Raw genomic sequence first — 20427 nt, 5'->3', positions numbered from 1 at the left:
TACAATAAATGAAATTATTGAATAAAAAGAGTAAAATATTGTCAAAATCACACTTTAGCATATCATTTAAATATCTTGCTAAAGTAAAACATTATTAATAAGGATCTTTTATGACTCAACTGAGCGTTGTAATTTTAGCTGCCGGCAAAGGCACTCGTATGTATTCAGATTTGCCAAAAGTGCTACACCCGGTGGCAGGCAAACCGATGGTAAAACACGTTATTGATACGGCAAAACAGCTAGATGCCAAACAAATTCACTTAATTTACGGACACGGTGCAGATTTACTCAAAGCATGTTTAAGCGAAGAACCTGTAAACTGGGTATTCCAAGCGGAACAATTAGGCACAGGACACGCAATGCAACAAGCAGCTCCATTTTTTGAAGATAATGAAAATATCGTGATGCTGTATGGCGATGCACCATTAATTACCAAAGCAACCCTTGAGCGTTTAATCGCCGCTAAGCCTGAAAACGGCATTGCATTATTGACCGTTGAATTGGAAAACCCAACAGGCTACGGTCGTATTCTTCGCGAAAACGGCTCAGTAGTGGCGATTGTTGAGCAAAAAGATGCCAACGAAGAGCAGCTAAAAATTCGTGAAGTGAACACCGGTGTAATGGTAGCAAGCGGTTCAAGTTTCAAAAAATGGCTACAAAACCTCAATAATAACAATGCACAAGGCGAATACTACATTACCGATGTAATCGCAATGGCAAACCAAGACGGTTTCAAAGTGCAAGCGGTTCAAGCCACCGAATTTATGGAAGTGGAAGGGGCAAATAACCGTTTACAACTTGCCGCATTAGAACGTTTCTACCAAAAACGTGAGGCAGAAAAATTATTGTTAGCAGGTGTGACTATTATCGACCCAACCCGCTTTGATATTCGTGGTACAGTTTCCCACGGCAAAGATGTGTCTATTGATGTAAACGTGATTTTAGAAGGTGAAATCAAGCTAGGTAACAATGTGAAAATTGGAGCTGGCTGTATACTGAAAAACTGTGAAATTGGAGACAATGTCGAAATAAAACCTTACTCGGTACTTGAAGATTCGGTTGTCGGTGCGAAATCGGCTATCGGTCCGTTCTCTCGCTTACGTCCGGGTGCGGAGTTAGCGGAAGAAACCCATATCGGTAACTTCGTTGAAATCAAAAAAGCGACCATCGGCAAAGGTTCTAAAGTGAATCACTTAACCTATGTAGGCGATGCGGAAGTTGGTAAAGATTGTAACATCGGTGCAGGCGTGATCACTTGTAACTACGATGGTGCAAACAAATTCAAGACCATTATCGGCGATAATGTATTTGTTGGCTCAGACAGCCAATTAGTTGCCCCTGTTACGATTGCCAGCGGCTCAACCATTGGTGCAGGTGCTACAGTAACAAAAGATGTGGGTGAAAATGAGCTAGTTATCAGCCGAGTGCCACAACGCCATATCCAAGGCTGGCAACGCCCGACTAAAAAGAAATAATACAAGTGGTTATATTTTGAGAATTTTTGCAAAAAATAGGTGAAATATAACCGCTTGTTCTTTTAAACTTCATTTGATAAATGAAATAACCGAGCTGATATTATCAAGCTCGGTCTTTTATTCATTATGGCAACCTATCTACAAAGATGGCTTTTTAATGCCTTTAATTTCTACCGTTACTCGGCGATCTGGTTGTAAGCAAGCAATAAGGGATTTCGTTGCTTTTTCTCCTACACAGTCTGTTGTCATAGGTTGATTTTTACCTGCACTTGCAGTGCTGATTTGAGCATCAATGCCTGCATTTTCTAAATATGCTTTTACCGTTTCCGCTCGGCGTAAACCTAACTTATAATTGTAATGCTCACTGCCTAATCGGTCTGTATGTCCTACTAACGCTATACTTTCTACCTTGGCATAATCACTAGTTATTTTTCCAATCGTTCATCTAAGGTTTTGCGACCTGCTGGCAATAACTCTGAGGAACTTGATTTATCAAAATAAAATAATGCGTCTGCTGATAAGGCTATTTTTTCATTCACTACCACCTTTTGTTCTGGTGGACACCATTTGTGGTTTACATCAGTTAATTGGCTTGAACAAGCACTTAATAATGTTGCTGTCGCAACTGTCATCAATAATTTGCTTTTCATATTGCTTCCTTATCCTTTGGGGTTATCACCCATTGAATGTTAATCTGTTGCAAAATGTTATGAAAAAAGTACCGCTTGTATGCTTTTATCTCTCGCTTTCTAGCGACAGGAAGCGAGAGATAAATTAAGCTAAATGTGCCTTTTATTCACAATTTGCGTTTATTTCCAAGTATATTTAAAGCCCACCGTACCGCGGTAGCCTTCACGTTTAGCACCGCCTAAGTTACGTTCATAACGAGCGTCTGCATAAAGGTAACTTTGTTTACCTACTGGTAATTGTCCGCCTAAGCCTACCTCAACCCAAGTTTTCGCATTTACTTCTTTCACTTGGTCTGAACCAATAGACACCACTTTGCCAGCTTTGAAATCTTGTAAGATATTGGCAATCGCATAGATTGTATTGGTGCGATATTTCTCCTCTGTAGCTTGAGTGTTATAAGCTAAACGTACGCCCACTCGTCCACGTAAACCGTGATGTGTATCACCTTGCACCTGGCGAGTACCATCATTGAAGCTATTTAGTTTCAAGGTTTGGTAAACCAATTGAGCTTGCGGTTCAACTAACCAAACGCCTTCGTGTGTTTTGTGTTCGGCTAAGGCATACGGTCTTCCCACTTCAATCGATAACGCTAATGCATTACCACGTTGTTTCGCTTCTACACCATTTCTTGCTTGGTATTTATTGCGTAACCAGCCAATTTGACCGACTAAATCAACATAAGCACCGTTCGGTGCATAGCGAGTGTGAGTTAAACCTAAGTTCCAACCATATTGTTTGCTGTTACCTGTAAATTTATCTGCTGATACAATGCCATTTACTGCTCTGTAACGGTCAAAGTAATCTGAATTCATTACACCATAGCTAACATAAGCTCCCGTTAAACTATGACCACCCTCATTTGTACGACTAATCGCAAAATCGTGCCCTAATTGGAAACCATATAATCTATGGTTAGCACCTAGACGATTTTTACCTTCTAACTCTAGATATTTACCAAATACCCTTGCCCAACTCTGTCCCTTGGTATTTTCACCACAACGACCACATTCATCCCAAGCCAGTGTTTGGTTTTCTCCACGACGTTCGTGTAAGGTAGCGAGTGTTGTATAACCAAACTCTAATCCTGCTTTAGCTGCTAAGCTGTAAGCAGGCACCGTTGGATTGTAAATCGGTGTTGCTGGTTTTCCAGGCTCTGTTGGCTTTTTAGGCTCTGTTGGCTTTTTAGGCTCTGTCGGTTTTTCAGGTTCTACAGGCTTTTTAGGCTCTACTGGTTTCTCAGGTTCTACTGGTTTCTCAGGCTCTACTGGTTTCTCAGGCTCTACTGGTTTCTCAGGCTCTACTGGTTTCTCAGGCTCTACTGGTTTCTCAGGCTCTACTGGTTTCTCAGGCTCTACTGGTTTCTCAGGCTCTACTGGTGGTTGTTCTGGTAATGCAGCAATAGTCCAATAATATTCACGCACACCATTATTATCTCGACTAGCAAGCTGAGCCTCACCAGCACCAGTGGTTTGAGCTGTTCCTATAAAGCTACCACCTTGATTATCTTTATCAACTTTAACCACAGGAACTGTGTTTAGTATCACAGCAGTAACTTGCTTAATTGAGCCATTAATGATGTTTTCTGTGCCATCTGCACCAACAGGAATAACGCGTGTACTTCCTGTTGCAGTACCTTTAATATACAATACATCGGATTCTGAATCTGCTCCGCTTACACTACCTGGTGCATTCCAGTGCGTATTCATTAATACTTTAGCATTGCCATCAGCGGCATAATCTCCATCAATAGTCAATGTTTGTGTTGGTGCGGTATCTTTAACTAAGTTAATCGTGCCACTATTGTGTACATCACCTAAAACAGTTACGTTAGATTTAGCACTAAGTGTTTCATTCGCTCCAATATGTAAGCCAAGTGTGTTACCACTGCTATCTTTACCCTTACCTGTTTTTAATGTTCCCTCTAAGGTGAGGTCTGCACTATCATTTAACTTGATAACTTCCCAATTAATAATCTTGTCCCCATTAGCGGTTACTTTTACGCCATTGAGATTTAATGTATCGATAAAGCTATCTGCAATTTCGGTATCATCACCACCATCAAGCAGTTGAGAGCCATCGTAGTTTGTTGATGAAACCGTTGCACTATCAGAACCATTATGTCCCTTTAATCCGCCAATCTTTGAAGTGCCAGCCCAAGTGAATGTATCGTTACCATCTTCACCTAGTAGCTTACCTGTAACTTGAGCATTGCCACTTACGGTGAGAGTATCGTCCCCTTGCTGCCCATTCACATCTCCGCCGACTGTTGCATTCTCTGTAACTGTAATGGTATCGCCTTTATCGTCTTCTCCACTATTATCTATACCGTTATCGCCACCAAATACAGACTCAGTAATTTTGGCATCACCATTAATTAAAAGAGTGTCTGCACCACCGGCTCCCTCAACCTTAACAAGGTGAGCCCCAGCAGTTACTGTAATCTCATCATCAGAAATACAGCCTAAACCATCGTAGAGTGATGTTGCAAAAGCACTGCCTACAGAGTGAGAACCGTTACCACAACTGCTGCGTAAATACCAGTCTTTTTCGTCAATACTTGTGGTATCGACTCCAGCTGGAATACCATTTATCTTTGTTGAAGAATGAGCAGTTAAACCTTGATAGAGGCGATAAATGAAACTGTGTTTATTCTCTAAACCAACCGTTAAACTATCAGCAGAGGTTTTATTATCACCAATCAGAGAGAAACTGCCCACACCTGACACACCCTCTTCTACGTCAACAACTTTGATACCTTTTTCAGTCAATGCACCAAATCCACCTACATTGGTGACATTAATAGCTGTTGTGCCTGAGGTATTCCCTTTTACTACTAATAGATCGGTCTCTGAGGAGTCATCGCTTAAAAGCGTATCAAGTTTTAACTTGCTATTAGTTCCAGCGTAATTACCGTCAATCGTTAATTTATCGGTTGCACTAGCCATTTTGTTACTAAGATTAATAGTACCTTCTTGGCTATTAACCTCTCCTTTACTACCATCTGCTAATATTGCTTTAAGCGTATAATTATTATCTTTGTCAGCATAAGCAGCATCAATTACTGCTTGGTTGGAAATATTCGCATTATCAAAAGTTGCTGTCGTTTCATCTCCTTTCTTATTTAAATTCCACGTGAATTTATTGGAAAGATTGATGTTTAAGTCAGCTGGAGTGATATTGTTTCTTGGCTTATTCGTATCCTTAGTCATCAGCCCCGTCATTTTACCTGCTTCTTGAGCATTTAATGTTAAGCTGGAATTACTTTCAGTTTCAATTAACCAGCCATTATCAGCTGCCGTTAGATTTGTGGCATCACCTGATAACGCTAATTCCGAACCTGTAATATAACGTTGATTTTTCACTAACGATGCATCTGCTGATGTCGTCGTGATCACTGCATTTTTTAATGCAATTTTTTGTCCTTCTCTGGCTTGGGCATCACTTGCAAGTGTATTCGTATAATCTTGGTTACTAAATAATAAAGCTGTATTCGCAGATTTAATTTCCGAGCTACTATTACCAAAGTTTGCTAGCAGTTGCGAATTATTCCCAAGCATACGTACCGCAACGGCGGTTGCTTCTGCGGTAGTATCTAATGTCATTTTACCCTTAGATTCAATAGTGCCTGCACCACTACCAATAGTACGGTTTTTACCGAGTTTAAGGGCGGAAGAATATTGCCCAGATTTACCAATAGTAATCTCTGAATCATTTAGAATTGCTTTATTATCTTGACCTGAGACATAAATTCCAAGTATATACTTCCCTGTTTCTGAAGTGCTACTATCATAGGCATTGATAGTAACTTTACCTGTTGATTCGAAGGTTGCTTTTGATCCTAAATTATCATCAGCACGAATCACACGAATACCAGCTAACTGATATGGTGCCACTCCTGGAATAGAAAAAGAGCCAAACAGGTTTGCAGTATCGTGCGTCGCTGTAGTATTAGTAATCTTAATATTGGCATCTTTTACACTGATTTTAGACTCTCCTTCTGCAACACGATCTTCTCCTGTAATAGCTGTCCCAACCAAGAAGCCATAGCTCTCAAGTGAACCACGACTACCAACAATTTCATTCGCAAAGGTAAGATCAGCATTGAGTGTATTTGCAGTGATACTAGAATTACTATGAGCTTGAGCACCAATAACTTTCACTCGTTTATTTGATTGAGGCGTAATTGTGACATCTAAAGTATCCGCCTGAATAGAAGAATTCCTCACCGCACTAAAACCCGAAGAATCAAATTCCTGATATCTATTGCTTTCAGCTGATAAATTATATTTCAGCTTGCCATCCCCACTTACAGTAACTTTGCCTCTATCTCGAGAGATTACTTGAGCTGTCCACCCTACTGTTGTGGTTCTTTCTTGACCCGTAATTTCACAAATAGCACTTGTATTAACACTACCTGTTGCAGACGCTGGGCATTCCGCCGCCTCTACTGAAGAAGAAAAAATCGCGATTATTGCTGCCAGCAAACTTACGCCAACGGCTGTTTTACCTGCACGACGAGTTAACTCTGAGCAAGCAACGTAACTTTGCGATGCTATATTCCATTTAGATTTAAAGATTCTATTCATATGGGATCCCTTAAGTGAAAGAAAAAAATAAGGCTTAATCTTGAGAGAACCAAGAACTAAGCCTTAATGTTGAATAAAATTATGCTGCGAAAAAAATAAAAATTCGTTATACCATATACAGGTGCGGTGCGTCATTATTAAATATACCTACAGTGAGTTCAATTATTACTTCAGTTGATTGAAAATGCCTATAGAATAATATAATGGATAAACTTATTCCAAATAACTTACTATTCTTTACATAGTTGTTGAGCCTTAAACAATTATTAAAACGAACAAAGCCCCGAAATACGGGGCTTTGAGATGATATTGAATATTATGAAACATCAGTTTTTTTATTCCCACTCAATTGTATCAATAATGCAAAATTAATTGATAAACAAAGAAAAAAATAGAACAAAAATATAAATACCGTCAAATATACCGCCTTTAAAATCTCTCCAGTAATATAGTTTTCTCACAAAATTAGTGTTTAATTTTTCATCATACAGAACAAAATAAATTGACAATGTACTTATTTAAGTACATAATACACACATAGCCGAAAGACATAGGGTCAGCGGTATTCTTTAGGAGAAACTAAAATGAAAACTTTAATTGAACAACGTAACGAATTAGAAGCTTTTTACCACATTGCTAATTACGATGGGAAACCTATAATAGGTAGCTTAATTTATGGAATTGATTGTTTGTTAGAAGGTCATACAAGAACGGTTGATGCTCATGATAGTAATAAAGAAGAATTAAAAGAGAGAATTAACCAATTTTACGAAAACTTAGAAAATTATTTATTTTCTAAAAATTAAAAGCCTCTTTCGAGGCTTTTTTACAAGGTTTAAATATGACAGGACTAGAATTGAAATTAGCTCGTGAATTATTGGGGCTGTCTCAATACGAAGCAGCCGAGCATATCGGCAAAGTACACCAGCGTAGCTGGGCTTTTTGGGAGGCTGGACGAACGCCTGTTAAGGCTGACGTTGCTGAGTTTATGAGAAAGTTAATACATCATCGTCACGAAGTTATCAAGCAGTTTTCTAATAGTAAAGCTGCAGGAGATTCTCAAAAAGTGGTAATTGTGTATTACAACACACCAGAACATTGTCAATCGTTTCTTGATTGGAAATTCAGTCAATCGCTGGCAAGAACGCTAGCCATTGACTTCGGAGCAGTGCTTGTAGATTTTGATAAAAAGTCATTTGATGAATTCTGCAAAGGATTCAATCTTAAAGATACACCAGCCACTCGCAGTGAATGGGCGGTGTATCAAAACTCAGCAAAAGAAAACGGCTAGAATTCTAGCCGTTTATTTCATATCTCCGTAAATTCCGATGGATATTGCTTTCTTTTTACCTCACTGTCATAAGCGGTCTTACAATGATTTTTGTCAAAGAATAAGCCATTCACAAACGCATACCAAAAACGCCAACGCTTTTTCGGGTTAGATTTTGATGCTCCTCGATAACAACGGCTAGAGAAAGTTTCATCCGCCGCACCGCCTGTTAAGGCGTTGAATAATTGGTCGATGGCGATTAAGACGTGGTAGCACCACGATTTGAATTTAGTCATTTTTTACTCCTCTTTGAATTAAATCCCAAACTTGCGTAACTGTCTCTAATACCGAAATTTGCTCATTGACTGTCCGAATAACTGCACCATTACTTTCCTTTTGCACAGATACAATACTACCTGTGTTAATAAGCACCGTATCACAACTGCCGTATTTGGTGAGTTTAATCATTGTCATCTATCCCTCCTTGCGGCAACTGATACACCGGCTTAATCGCCTGTATTTGCTCTAAACTTTCTGCCGCATTGAGGCGGTCTTCGTACGCCTGTCTTTGCCCTGCAACAATCGCTGCCACCGTTTGATACGCCATCGCCTTTTCATAGGCTTTTTGGCGTAACGTGTCGAGTGGTATGCCTCGCATTTGAGCAATCAAAGTAAGGGTTGGGGTTTGAGCGGTTGAGTCTTCAACCCACGCTTTTGCCTCTTTGGCTTGCTCTAACCACGTATCACGCTCAAATGAGGGCGTTTCGTCATATTTTGCCAAGTCATTCACAAACGCCTGTGCCTGTTGGTTGATTTCAGCTAATTTTGCAGATTTTTCGGCAGAAATGACCGCTTGTTGTTGGGATTTCGGTAATATCCATTTTTTGCCGTTCCATTCGTGATAAGGAGTAGGCTTTGCATCCACTATTACAGGTTTACCGTTTTGTTCAACAATCTGCTTACCACTTGCTTGACCTTCCAATAAGGCTAAATATTCAGTTTTAGTAAGTAGCGTTGCTCCCTCTGGAAGTTCACTGTCTTGTTCGAGCTGATAAAAGCCACCGTGTTTGTAATATATTCTCATTATTTCCATCTCCCAATGCCTAAAAATTGAATTCGACATAAACCTTGATTAGGATTGCCGTGTTCGTAGTAGTGATACAGTACTTTTGAATTGTTACTACTGCTTAATACATTTACACCACAATCGTGAGAATAATTAACAGATGTTGTGACACTCGTAAATATTTGAGGAGTTTCGGTAAAGCTGATCGCCCAAGTAAATTCTTTTTGTGTCCACACTTTTAAGTCATTCTCATCATACCAATAGGTTTGGTACATAGTGCCGTCAGGGTATTTGCGAATCTCAAAATTGCCGATTTTTTGGTAACTGAAATCCTCAATTAGTGCCATCGTACCGACTTTCTTCGGCACATAAATCACCGCCTCATTTGTGCCTACAGTATTGCGATAAATGAAAGAAGCAAAGTGAGATGCGTGGTCAGGATTGGTTTCAATGCGAAAGTATTTCCCTGAAAGATTATGCAAATTCACTCCGGACCAATCACTCGTGCGAATACTCAAATCGCCTCTCATCTCATCGCCGGATTTGCTGACTTTATTTGATAATCCTGCAAAGATTTCATCAAATTGTACCCTTAGTGGCTTCGGTACAAGTGTCGCATCATAAGCGTGGAGCATTGGAATATGCCAACGATATTCTCCTGATGCACCGTGATAATCACTTCGGCTGATTTCTACCCTCACATCCGGCTCGCAATAAAGACGGTATTTTGCACCGCCTCGCAGATAAACATACTCTTTACTTTCTTGATAGATTTGTCCTAAATTAAGCAAAGGTGATTGATTACAATGAATATATTCAAAATGCTTAACCAAACGCAAACCACTAGGATTCCAAGCTCCCCAACCAGAGGGCATCACCTCCCATTCACATCGCACGCCAAACCCTCCTTCGTGCAATCCCCAACCCGGACGACTTTCCTCATATAGTGCGTGATAGAGAGCGAAGCGATAGAGTTTGCGAGTTGATGGCATCTGCATTAACACAGGATACCATCTGTTTTGGTCTAGGCTTGTTAAGTCAATATTATGTTCAACCAGTGCATCTTCCTTGTTTAAGGCATCTATACGTTTCCAAGCCTGCCAAACAGTATCCAGCTTCCCTCGCACATACTTTTGATTGGTATAGTAGGTGGTATATTCTTGCTGAACACCGTAAGCGGATGGCGTAACTAATAACGTGCCTGCTTCTTGAATAGGATAGTTGCGGTTAAGCGTTGCACCTGCACTTACTCTTTGTCCATACAAGCCTGGCTTTGTTATGTGATTTAAGTCTGCCTCCATAACATCTGTTATATCAAAATCCAAAAAGCCATAATGATTAACGCTACTAGGACGACCTCTCACATCTGTCCAATCCGCACCGTCCAACCGCTTCCACGCCTGTGAATAATCATCACCATAACCACCTTTCGCCCAAACTTGTGAACCGGCGTGTGCAACATAAAGCAATGCTTTACCACCGTTTGTAGACATTGAAACACCAGCTCCCCACTTGTATGCAGTTGGTGGCAATCCCAGCAAATTGCCATCTGTTGTGCTAAAAACGGTATTCTCTTGCATTAATGCGGTAGCATTGCCGGCATAACCGGCTGATTTATTGACTTTATAGGCTATCCTGTCTAAATTGTCGACAGCAGTTTTAGCCTCAACGCCTTTGTCATAAGCGGTTTTAGCCGCGAAACTCGTCGCCACCGTATCCGCACTATTACTATCAACCGCATTTGATTTTTTGCTGTTAGGGATGTAGTTTCCTAGATTACGAGTAATGGCATCAATTAAGTCCTTGAGGGTTTTAATTGCCTTTGGTGTGGCTGCCATTGTTTCTAGCGTGCTATCCAATGCACTGCTTAATTGTGTAATGCCTGATTGAAATAATGTTGCACTTGTATTAATCGCTTTTAGTAGAGCTTTTGCATCCTCTTCCGTTATTGGGATATTTTTGTCATCGCATACCGATTTAATCTGGTTAAACAACCATTGGTCTTTTTCATCATTCAATTTTTGAACAATATTAAAATCTTCAACTGTTGGTGTATCATCTCCCAAGTGAGACCAGCCAGCCTCGTAGTTGGTTTGTGACATATCCGTTACATCACCGTTTTTAGCCCACTTGATAGATCTGAATAAATCCATTATTTTAAGTGCCATTTCCTACCTCTAATCTAAGTCAATAAAATTGACAGTAACAAAAACCCCTGCCGAAGCAGGGATTAATTTTTCTTTTACGCTATCAAGCGAATCTAAAATATCTTTTCGTTTTCTGGTAACATTAATAATAATCTCACAATTCCCCTCAATCACTTCAACTTTAGAGGCTAAGAACACTGCCTTACACGCTCTTATGATGTCCTCAACCGTACCATGCGAATTATTAGCTATGATCTTCCAATGTAGTAAACGACGATAACCGTGATCGCTCATATATTTGAAATTACCTGAACCAATAGATAGGCTATTTGAACGAATAACCGCTTGCGAAAATCCTAATGCTCGGCTTTGTCCAGTAAAGCCAAAGTAAAAAACACCATCTGAAGTTGTATAGGGACGTTCAATCCCCAAGATACTACCGATGCCATCTAACTGCTTACCTTTTGCAGTGTCCAAATGTCTTAAGGTTATCAATTGAGCTAACGAAGTTTGAATAGCGTTAAACGGTTCGAATAGAACTCGATACAACATTTCAATCTTTGGCTTTCGATTAAACTGGATCAGATTGTTTGAAATGGCTATTTCTGTATAGTTTTCCATTTTAAGATACCACTACAATTGATTTATCAAAGATAGCCTCCTCATCTGGTGCTATCTTAATATCTTGTTTACTATAAACAGGTTCGCTATCCGTTAAGGTGTTAGTTACACCGATTGATACATCTACACTATTTACGCCGTCAATCTTCACGCATTCCGCCATAATACGCTGTAAAATCACATCTGCCCCAACAGAAAGTGAATTTCCATAATTCATAATATTATTCGTGATGTTGACAATGTAACCTGATTTGGCTAATTCATTCTGATCGACAAAGGTTTGAGCAACAACTTTAATCCAAATATGCTTTTTCTTAGGTCTTGAAAACTTAACCACTTTATTGATATTTTGGCTGTCTGTAACTCGTATAGAGACATTACCGTGCGTGGGAATTCCAGCAGGTTTAAGAGCTAATATAGTTTCTGCAACTTCATTATCTAATCCACCTTTGACAATGCAATGGATACTGTTTGCAGGTGTGCCGTATTCATCAGGTGTTTTCTGATCGTTCTCATAGACTAGAGCTGAACTTACTCCTTTAACTTTCATCAGATTGGCATAAATACTTTCTGATGTACCAGCTCCTGTGTGATACACGCCTCGCGAATAACGAGCATAAAGCTCACTGTCAGTCTCTTCAAAACGACCTCTTGTGCCATCCGTTAAATTATTTACTAAATCAAGCCCTGTTACAGTAGAAACTATCTCTGAAACTTCTCCCTTTTCAGCATAATCAAGGCTTGCACCTTCTGTTAAACAATTATTCATTGTGCCTAACTTATCCAATTTAAGCCCTGAAACCAATTCAAGCTCAAAACTTTCAACCGTTGAGGCGGTAATTCGCATTTCTACGCCATTTGTAGATGTGCTGATGTAATTAATGTTTTTTAATATTTTACCAAGCTCCTCTATAGCGTAAGCAGCTGAAGAACGATTTGTCGTGTAGCGATAAGTGACGCCATCTATCATTAATGAAATAGTTTCGCCTGTATTGATTTTTGAGTTAGCAGGCGAAATTATCACATCGTACGCTTTAGACTTACTGATCGTGAACTCGCCATTGTTGAAATACAAAACTTGACTATCTAAATTGCGAACGGAAGCGTAATCTGGGATAACTGTCCCCTCTACACCATACCAAACCACATCAACCGATGATGGCTGCTCTTGTAATCTGGTAACCCCTGTAAAGGATACAGCACGATCTAAGTTAGACCCTGTTGCACTCATCGGATACATCTGAAGATAGACATTTTCCATTTCTTCCCAGATGGCTGAAAAACGCTCAGCTGTAATATTGGCAAGCACGCCTAAAACCGTGTCAGGCTCTAATGAAATGTCATTGCCAAAACCTGATTTCATTTCTGAATAGATTTCTTGCAGTTGTTCCGGCAATCTTTTTCGCATAAAACCACTGTTCACTACACCATAATTAGCCATTATCTCGCTCCTACTTCTACCACATCTCGCAAAACGCCTTCACCTGTTTCAACCGAAAATTTAATTTGTAATAGCCGCTCTGTTCTATTTATCAATGTATCAATGGATATAATCTTGTTTACACCATTAACAGATAAAATTTTTTTACGGAAAATGTTTTCTAACTTTGTTTTATCCGCAGGTTTTACCAATATTTGCTCTAAGTAAGGAATACCGATTGTTGTGTCCATAAACCACTCACCTAAAAAAGTAAGGAGCGTTATCTTTACCCGTTGTGCAACCAAATTTACACCGCTAACCAACACTAATTTACCCTCTTTAACCATTAAATCGTGTTGGCTATCTAACTTCAAATCAATCATTCAGGCTCTCCAGTTATACCATTGCCGCCTTGAACGCCGGTATGTTTATGTGTAGAAAGTTTCTTACCTTTACCGCTTACTTCGCCTGTTGCAGTAACATCTCCGTCACAATTAATGTTACCTGTTACTGCCAGATTACCTTCAATCGTATTTTGTGGAGCAATAATACGTGTACTTGGTGCATTAATAGTTATATCCCCACTAGAAGCAATTTTAATGGTTCCTGCTCCGTACATCACGCATAAATTTTCAGGATCAGCAGATGGACTTCTAGCATTAACGCTAGGCATTGCGAAAGCATCTGACAAATCGAACATTCTCGGATCGTTAGGACTATCATTTGAACCGCTCAACCAGTTTTCGATGGAGCGATGAGAAAATACTAATAACACACCATCATTCGGTTTCAAAGGTAAAGTAATCATTGCCTTACCACCGTCCGCAACCGGAAAGCAAATCGGTACATTTACAATTTGAGGTGCTGGCAATGTTTCGCCATTACTTAACCTCTTGGGAATAGACGGTTTAACAGTCGCTCGCATATTACTTGCTGAATAACTGATAATCGTCGCTGGGATTGCAACATTAATTTCAGCTAAAAAATCGTTGATATCTTCCATAATTTACCCAATAAAAAGCCGTAACACTTGCTACGACTTGCTTTTTAATTCTGCTTTACGCTTTTTCCGATGTTTCGCTGATTTAGCAGCTTTATTATCTTTGGCATCATCAATTATTCTTTCGACTAGATGCAATTCGGTTATCCAGTCGCTAGAATGGCTATCGCCAATATGTTTTACTGTTTCGACCCTAAACCAGCCTGTAGCTGATAAGCTCTCTAACTTAACCTTATCAGCTGGATTGACTTGCGGTAATAACAGGCTTTTCACATTCCAGCCATCTTGAGCTTGGTTTGATAGCGTTATTTTCTGTTTTTTGGATTTTTTCTCATCTTCGCCATCAGCGGCCTTTGCCCTTGCTGCCTCTCTGGTTCGCTCGGGAAAACCAATTAAACCACTATCTTTCGCTAGCACAACTCCTTGTCTTTTGGTGGCTTTGCCTTTGTTTACAATCTGTAATTCACCATTCTGAACAGACCATTCAAGCCCTGTGCCCGCTACAATTTTATCTAAAGCCTTCCTTGCAGCACCGTAAAAACTAAATCCATTCTCCCACTTTCGCTCGCTTAATGAATTATCTGCAATAAGCTTTAATCCCATTTTAGCAGCAATATCATTGAGAATAACCGTAGAATTAACATTTGCAGCATAGCCTAGCGTAACAGCGGTATCTCGAATTTCAACTAAGCCATCTAAAAAGTAAATTTCAGTTACCCAATCCGCCCCGTCGTGGTATGAATAAGCGGTTGCAATATCGCCACTTGCTAACAGTGTTGTGTTTTGCTCTTCGACATATCCGGCATAAAGCACACACCGCAAATCTTGCTTTTCAATCGCTTTACGAGTGCTTTCGGCTAAGTTATAAATCTTTATCGTGTTTTCGTTTGGCTCTGATTTAACATCCTTTTGAATATCAAATGAAAGGCGAATAGGCGGCTCAATGGCAATCGCATTTTTGTCTTGCCCTTTCTTTCCTATGAGTAATTTATAACTACGATTAAATCTAAAACTCATCATCAATCCCTACATAAATGAGAGAGGCTTTTTCATTCGCAAAATCCTCTCGCCCTACGCTTTCTAAATTATCCTCTCGCACAACAACTAATTCGCCTAAAGGCAAATCAGCAGTTCGCACAAAAGGCAACAAAGGACGATTGGGCAACATTCGCAAACAACTAACTAATTCGTCGTTGTACGCATTTTCTATCGATAACGTCCAAAATTCGCCTGTTGAGTTCCACGAGAAATGCAAGAAAAATACTTCATCGTCAAGCTCAACTTCTAATAGCGAATCATTATGGTTTGGTACATTGATTTCTATCATTTTTTACAACACTGCTTTAGTTAGCCAACCACCCACAATTGAAGCTGGTTTCTTATCAACCGCATTACCATTAACAGAATCTTGTGCTTTTTCAGCCTTAACTTTACTAATAGTTCCTTTCTTAGCACCTTTACCCGCTTTTGTTTTGGTTTTTCCTGCTTTGCCAGTTGCTTTCCCTTTGGTTTTTTCAGGCGGAATTTCTTCGGTCCTTAGTGTAACCTTGTTGATTTTTTTCAATTCAAGATTTACGCTAAATTGCTCGCCGTCCTCATTGTTTCGGCTAATTTCACAACTCTCAATCGCAAAATCTTCATACACATCAATCCCTGTTACAACCGTGATGAGTTCTCGCTTTTTGTGCAGCTCTCGCAAGGCTTCTTTTGCAGCAATCAGCTTAGCCTTGCCGGCTGCAATATTGAAAAGCGTTCCTGCTCCGGTAATCACGCCCTCAATAGAGAGCGTTTCACTTTCTTGTGTGATATGGTCGGAAATAACCGAACCATCCTCAATCGGATATTCGGTAATCTGACTACGCAAAGAGGTACTTTCGGTTAAAAGTGCGTCCAACTCAAGCACGCCTATCACGGTGCGTGTTCCAATCAATGACGAATACAGTAAATTTACTAAACTCATTGCATGCTCTACATATGAAAAAACCGTCATAAATGACGGTTTTATTGTTATTCAACAACATCTTTTAGAAGAATGTTAGCTCCACCATAACCTTCTTTATAATCAACATTATCAGAGTATCCGAATATAGCGCTTGAAGCCACGTTAGATAATAATAAATTATTAATACTATCTCCTGATTTTAAATCAAACACACTTGTAACATTAATTATCGGATGTCCATCCAGAAAAGCTGGCATAAATTTAAACTTAATATCTTTACCAGTATTATTGGTTATTGTTACTGCTATTTTTATGTTTAAGTTATTAAGATTATTTGATTTAGTAAAATCATCGTACCTTTTTCTTAATGCCTCAGAAGCAAAAGCAGACAATACAGAATATTTTGTTTCTTTGAATAGAAGATCATATTTTTCAACATCACCCTTACCAAAATACACAGGAACAGTAAAATGCGCATAAGATTTCATTTCTTTTGAAAAGCATTCTACGTATTCAGCTTTTGGAAATACTTGTGGAAATTTATCCTTAACCTCCTTTAATCGTTTTGATTCAATCCTTGAATCCTCGTTGCTATGACAACTTGATATTTCTAAATAAATATCTGATTTTCCCTCAGTCACAACATCTGAACTAGTTTCTTTCAGACCAACAGAAGCTAACATTTCTAGATCACAGCCTGATAAGATGAAAGGAACAATAAGCGCGAATAAGTTTTTCTTCATGGGGCACCTCTTTTGAATAAAATAGCACCATAAATATATTATACTCACCCTGCTTGTTCAATTCCTTTCATAAAAGAACCATTCCGACCTAAAGATGTTGCTGCATTTTTAACTGAATTTGCAACAGAGTTAGGGTTATTTGCGGCATTGACTACAATATTATTTGTTTGCATATTACTGTAACTGCGGCTACCTGTAGGCTGCTGTAGAGCAGCCAAATTGCCATTTGCGTTCACATTTATATTCTTATCCGAATCAGCACCGAAGAAATCAGCTATTTCACTAAAAAAGTCTTTTACGCCTTTTGGAATCATTGATTCTAATAAACCTGTCACTTTTTTAACGACACTATCCCACAAGTTGCCAAAAGTAGAAGTTACATTCGTCCATAAGCTAGTAATGCCATCAGTTAAAGCTTTCCACTTTTCATCGGCGGTCGTTTTAATACTCTCCCACATCTCCTCCGCTTTAGTTTTGATAATCTCCCAAGTCGCACCTGCAACCGCCTTGATCTCTTCCCAATAGATAACAATAAAGGCTAATGCTGCAATAATCACGGCAATAGCGGCTAAAATAGGATTAGCCGCCATAGCGGCAAACATTGCCTTAGCGATAGCCCAAATTGCGGTTACTGCAACTTTTGACATCCACAAAAAGGCTTTTGCGATCCACCCAACCATTGATGACACAAGCGGAATTTTAGAAACCAATAAAGCTAAAGCCGCAATGCCAACCCAACTAAAATTCTCTACCGCATTTCCAGCCTCACGGAATGCACCAGAAATATCGCCTCGAACTAAAGAACGCATACCTCTAACAATGGAACGGAAGAAATTAAGCATTCTTTTTACTGAGTCGATCACATACTGCAATGCGGCTTTAGCACCCTCACGCCAAGAGTTGAAATCAATTCGAAAATCTGAGCCAGTTAAAACTAAAAGATCGTTAAATAACCCTCTAATACTTAGCCATAACATTTCGGCACTTTTGCCGATTTCAACAAATTGTCGTTTCCAATCAGTGAAATCACCAAACAATCTACCCGCTAGGGTATCCCCCCCCTGTGTCCAAACATAGAAGTCCTCAATCAGCAAGCCAATAGTGGTAAATAAGGCTATCCACGGCAACATTGGAGCCATAGCCTTCCAAATAGCAGTCCCTAACGCTTTTACCCCACCTTTAGCGGTACGAAGAGCCATCATCAACTTACCACCAATCGCAGAGGCAGCAAGAATTAACACCAGCTTGATATTCTCTTCAATCCAAGAGGTTACACGAGCAAACATATTGCCTAATTGCAATACATCATTAACCGCAAAAGAGATAAACCGACCAAACGCATTCTTGAGTTTAGTCATACTGGTTGAAAAGGTTTTAGGCATTTCATCAAATTCTTGTTGAATTTTGTCTGCCTGTTTCAGCAATCCTTGAGCTAATTCTTTCGCTGTCAGCTTGCCTTGTTTACCCATCTCTTTAAGCTGACCGACACCAATACCGAAAGAGTTTGCGATTGCCTCCGCTAATCGTGGTGTTTGTTCAATAATTGAGTTTAATTCATCGCCTGATAATTTCCCTGCTGCCAACGCCTGACCTAACTGCAATAAACCTGCGGAGTTTGCTGTTTCATCGCCACCACCAATAGTGAGTGTTTGCCCGATAATTTCGGTGAGTTTTAGCGTATCTTTCGTCTGTAAGCCCAAGTCTTTTTGATTTCGTGCGACTTTCTGGAATAAATCCCCTGTGGCATTCATTGCCTGCCCTGTACGCTGCGAAATATTATAAATTTCGTCCATTGCGTACTTATGCTCTTCGGCATCTTTCGTAGCGAGTTTTATTCGACCCGATACGTTCGCCCACTCATCGGCAATTTGCATTACAGAGCCACCAGCAATAGCCCCGATATAGCCCAACGCCATATTTTTGACTGAGAGTAAACTGCCAGCTACCCCCTCGCCTGTATCTTGCGGTTTAGGCTTAGCTTCAGGCTTCAGCTTAGCTTGTCTAATGGCGTTAATGTTTCTCGCACGGCTAACGACAATTTTTTGTCGTTGCCATTCAGCTGTTAAGCCACGAACTTTCGCACGCACGCCATCAAGCCCGGTACTCATTCCAGCGAACATTCCACGACCATTTGACCGTACATTTTGTGAGAATTGCCCCATACTCGCTTTGGCTTTGTTCACTTTTTGTTGAAATTGTGCGATACCAGAATTGTCGTAGATAAAACGGAGCTTCGTTACTAACTCTCGAACAACTGAATTACTCATAAAACACCCATAAAAAAACCGCCTCGTTAAAGGCGGTTAAAAATCTATTTAATTACTTCCATTTCTCAGCTTGCTTTTCTTCCATTGCATCAATAGCATCTAGCAAGCGGTTTATTTTCAGTAACTCCCCCATATCTGTGATACCCGGTGTATTCAGCTCGGATAGCGTTACTTTTCCAGCTAAAAACGGCCGCCACGCAATCATTTCACGCTCGATCGTTTCAGAATATTTACCCACAGGGGGGATATCGCTTTTTACTCTCGCACCGATCCAAGACGGGTGAGATATTTCGTAAAAAAACTGCTAAAGTTTAGCTTTAAGATGAAAATGACTAATTCAACAAGATCACCCATTTCATCAAAGGCATAATCAAATTTATCTTTTGATAATTTACTATCATTGCCGTTGTTGAAATCATCACGCACGAAAGCTACATAGTCAGGCAGAATTAATTGGTTAGCTAATGCAATTAAACTTTTGCCGTCCAACTGTGAACTTAGGCTTTTTAATCCATCTAAAAATGCTTTTTCGCTTTCTTCGGCAGCTTTTTCGTCATCTTCTTTGTTCTTGCCGAAGCCATTCAATAGCTTACCGAATGAAGGTAAAAGCGTTTTCTGCAAATCGCCGAAAATTTCAAGCTGTCGCATAGCTGAAAACTTCTGAACAAAGAAAGTCGTATTGCCAATTTGAATTTCTTCACGTTCCATTATTCATTGCCTCCGACAAATAGCTTTCCGTCTGCGGTTTCGAACGTCCATTCACGAGAGCCTACTTCTTTGCCAAACTCTACGTTAGCCATTTTGGTAATCCACGCCGTACTTGCTGCGAACATCGTTCTACCTCGCAAATCTTTCACGGTAATAGGCACTGTGGCATTTTTCGTAGTTTTGTCTAGGTGATACAATCCGCTCAAATAGTCATTTGTATCTGAGGTTTGAAGCACGGTTAGCGTTACTTTCTTGCGAGGATCGGTACTCATTGATCGAGCTACTTCGCCATCAGCTCCTGCAACAGAACTCACACCATCGCCGATTTCTTCGATCTGAATGAATGTGCCATCTGCCAAGCCTGATGCAATATGTACGCCAATCAATACAGTTACTTGATCAGCGGAATAGGTTTTTAATGCCATTTAAATTTCTCCAATAAAAAGCGGCTAAATTTGCAAAAAATTTCACAAATTTAACCGCTTGTAAACT

At 39.8% G+C, this 20427-nt stretch carries 22 protein-coding genes; 3 read left to right on the top strand and 19 right to left on the bottom strand.

The features are described 5' to 3' along the window. Nucleotides 1-110: 110 nt before the first annotated feature. Nucleotides 111-1475 (top strand): bifunctional UDP-N-acetylglucosamine diphosphorylase/glucosamine-1-phosphate N-acetyltransferase GlmU, encoded by a 1365-nt coding sequence (gene glmU, locus ICJ55_RS07440; protein ID WP_188156231.1) that lies wholly within the window; start codon nt 111-113, stop codon nt 1473-1475. Between the two features lie 138 nt (nt 1476-1613). Here the strand turns inward: glmU and ICJ55_RS10760 are convergent, their stop codons facing one another. From ICJ55_RS10760 to ICJ55_RS07430, 3 genes are all read right to left on the bottom strand, one after another. Continuing rightward, a complete protein-coding gene (locus tag ICJ55_RS10760) occupies nt 1614-1904 on the bottom strand; it encodes an OmpA family protein (RefSeq protein ID WP_425168895.1) in 291 nt (96 codons plus the stop codon). Further along, on the bottom strand, nt 1901-2125 hold the full coding sequence (locus ICJ55_RS10670; RefSeq protein ID WP_208455125.1) for a hypothetical protein: 225 nt from the start codon (nt 2123-2125) through the stop codon (nt 1901-1903). The genes ICJ55_RS10760 and ICJ55_RS10670 overlap by 4 nt, the downstream gene beginning before the upstream one ends. Nucleotides 2126-2284: 159 nt before the next feature. Next, nucleotides 2285-6751: an autotransporter outer membrane beta-barrel domain-containing protein gene (locus ICJ55_RS07430; RefSeq protein ID WP_188156230.1), complete on the bottom strand. Its 4467-nt coding sequence runs from the start codon at nt 6749-6751 to the stop codon at nt 2285-2287. A 584-nt stretch (nt 6752-7335) separates the two neighbouring features. Here ICJ55_RS07430 and ICJ55_RS07425 point away from each other — a divergent pair. Next, nucleotides 7336-7557: a hypothetical protein gene (locus ICJ55_RS07425; protein WP_188156229.1), complete on the top strand. Its 222-nt coding sequence runs from the start codon at nt 7336-7338 to the stop codon at nt 7555-7557. Nucleotides 7558-7592: 35 nt separating this feature from the next. Beyond that, nucleotides 7593-8042 (top strand): Aca2/YdiL-like domain-containing protein, encoded by a 450-nt coding sequence (locus tag ICJ55_RS07420; protein WP_188156228.1) that lies wholly within the window; start codon nt 7593-7595, stop codon nt 8040-8042. 17 nt (nt 8043-8059) lie between these two features. Here ICJ55_RS07420 and ICJ55_RS07415 read toward each other — a convergent pair whose 3' ends face one another. From ICJ55_RS07415 to ICJ55_RS07335, 16 genes are read right to left on the bottom strand one after another with little or no spacing between them, the layout of a single operon-like run. Next, nucleotides 8060-8317 carry a hypothetical protein gene (locus ICJ55_RS07415; RefSeq protein ID WP_188156227.1) on the bottom strand — a complete coding sequence of 86 codons (258 nt, stop codon included), beginning with the start codon at nt 8315-8317 and terminating at the stop codon, nt 8060-8062. Next, the gene (locus ICJ55_RS07410) at nt 8310-8495 is read right to left on the bottom strand and encodes a hypothetical protein (RefSeq protein ID WP_188156226.1); all 186 of its coding nucleotides are present in this window, start codon (nt 8493-8495) and stop codon (nt 8310-8312) included. Before ICJ55_RS07410 ends, ICJ55_RS07415 begins: the two co-directional genes overlap by 8 nt. After that, entirely contained in the window at nt 8482-9105 is a 624-nt protein-coding gene (locus tag ICJ55_RS07405) for a hypothetical protein (RefSeq protein WP_244141771.1), read from the bottom strand. Before ICJ55_RS07405 ends, ICJ55_RS07410 begins: the two co-directional genes overlap by 14 nt. Beyond that, on the bottom strand, nt 9105-11255 hold the full coding sequence (locus ICJ55_RS10725) for a pyocin knob domain-containing protein (protein ID WP_244141770.1): 2151 nt from the start codon (nt 11253-11255) through the stop codon (nt 9105-9107). The genes ICJ55_RS07405 and ICJ55_RS10725 overlap by 1 nt, the downstream gene beginning before the upstream one ends. Nucleotides 11256-11264: 9 nt before the next feature. Beyond that, nucleotides 11265-11855 carry a baseplate wedge 1 family protein gene (locus tag ICJ55_RS07390; protein ID WP_188156225.1) on the bottom strand — a complete coding sequence of 197 codons (591 nt, stop codon included), beginning with the start codon at nt 11853-11855 and terminating at the stop codon, nt 11265-11267. 1 nt (nt 11856) lies between these two features. Beyond that, a complete protein-coding gene (locus ICJ55_RS07385) occupies nt 11857-13296 on the bottom strand; it encodes a DUF276 domain-containing protein (protein ID WP_188156224.1) in 1440 nt (479 codons plus the stop codon). Then, nucleotides 13296-13658 (bottom strand): contractile injection system sheath initiator, encoded by a 363-nt coding sequence (locus ICJ55_RS07380; protein WP_188156223.1) that lies wholly within the window; start codon nt 13656-13658, stop codon nt 13296-13298. The genes ICJ55_RS07385 and ICJ55_RS07380 overlap by 1 nt, the downstream gene beginning before the upstream one ends. Next, a complete protein-coding gene (locus ICJ55_RS07375; protein WP_188156222.1) occupies nt 13655-14278 on the bottom strand; it encodes a Gp138 family membrane-puncturing spike protein in 624 nt (207 codons plus the stop codon). Before ICJ55_RS07375 ends, ICJ55_RS07380 begins: the two co-directional genes overlap by 4 nt. Before the next feature lie 30 nt (nt 14279-14308). Continuing rightward, entirely contained in the window at nt 14309-15295 is a 987-nt protein-coding gene (locus ICJ55_RS07370; protein ID WP_244141768.1) for a phage protein, read from the bottom strand. Then, nucleotides 15282-15602: a phage baseplate plug family protein gene (locus ICJ55_RS07365; protein WP_188156221.1), complete on the bottom strand. Its 321-nt coding sequence runs from the start codon at nt 15600-15602 to the stop codon at nt 15282-15284. The genes ICJ55_RS07370 and ICJ55_RS07365 overlap by 14 nt, the downstream gene beginning before the upstream one ends. Nucleotides 15603-15605: 3 nt before the next feature. Further along, complete coding sequence (locus ICJ55_RS07360) at nt 15606-16235, bottom strand: phage baseplate protein (protein ID WP_244141767.1); 630 nt, start codon at nt 16233-16235, stop codon at nt 15606-15608. Between the two features lie 47 nt (nt 16236-16282). Beyond that, nucleotides 16283-16960, bottom strand: coding sequence for a DUF7424 family protein (locus tag ICJ55_RS07355; RefSeq protein ID WP_126374697.1), 678 nt, complete (start codon nt 16958-16960; stop codon nt 16283-16285). 44 nt (nt 16961-17004) lie between these two features. Then, the gene (locus ICJ55_RS07350; RefSeq protein WP_188156220.1) at nt 17005-19227 is read right to left on the bottom strand and encodes a tape measure protein; all 2223 of its coding nucleotides are present in this window, start codon (nt 19225-19227) and stop codon (nt 17005-17007) included. A gap of 52 nt (nt 19228-19279) precedes the next feature. Continuing rightward, nucleotides 19280-19465, bottom strand: a complete 186-nt coding sequence (locus ICJ55_RS07345) for a hypothetical protein (protein ID WP_188157737.1) — start codon at nt 19463-19465, stop codon at nt 19280-19282. Between the two features lie 17 nt (nt 19466-19482). Then, complete coding sequence (locus tag ICJ55_RS07340; RefSeq protein WP_188156219.1) at nt 19483-19935, bottom strand: phage tail assembly chaperone; 453 nt, start codon at nt 19933-19935, stop codon at nt 19483-19485. Further along, entirely contained in the window at nt 19935-20360 is a 426-nt protein-coding gene (locus ICJ55_RS07335) for a phage structural protein (RefSeq protein ID WP_188156218.1), read from the bottom strand. Before ICJ55_RS07335 ends, ICJ55_RS07340 begins: the two co-directional genes overlap by 1 nt. Nucleotides 20361-20427 lie beyond the last annotated feature (67 nt).

Origin of the sequence: Mannheimia bovis, from assembly GCF_014541205.1 — a bacterium.
Lineage (GTDB): Bacteria > Pseudomonadota > Gammaproteobacteria > Enterobacterales > Pasteurellaceae > Mannheimia > Mannheimia bovis.
Note: the sequence above shows the minus strand (reverse complement) of the source record. Positions and strands in the feature narration are given on the sequence as shown.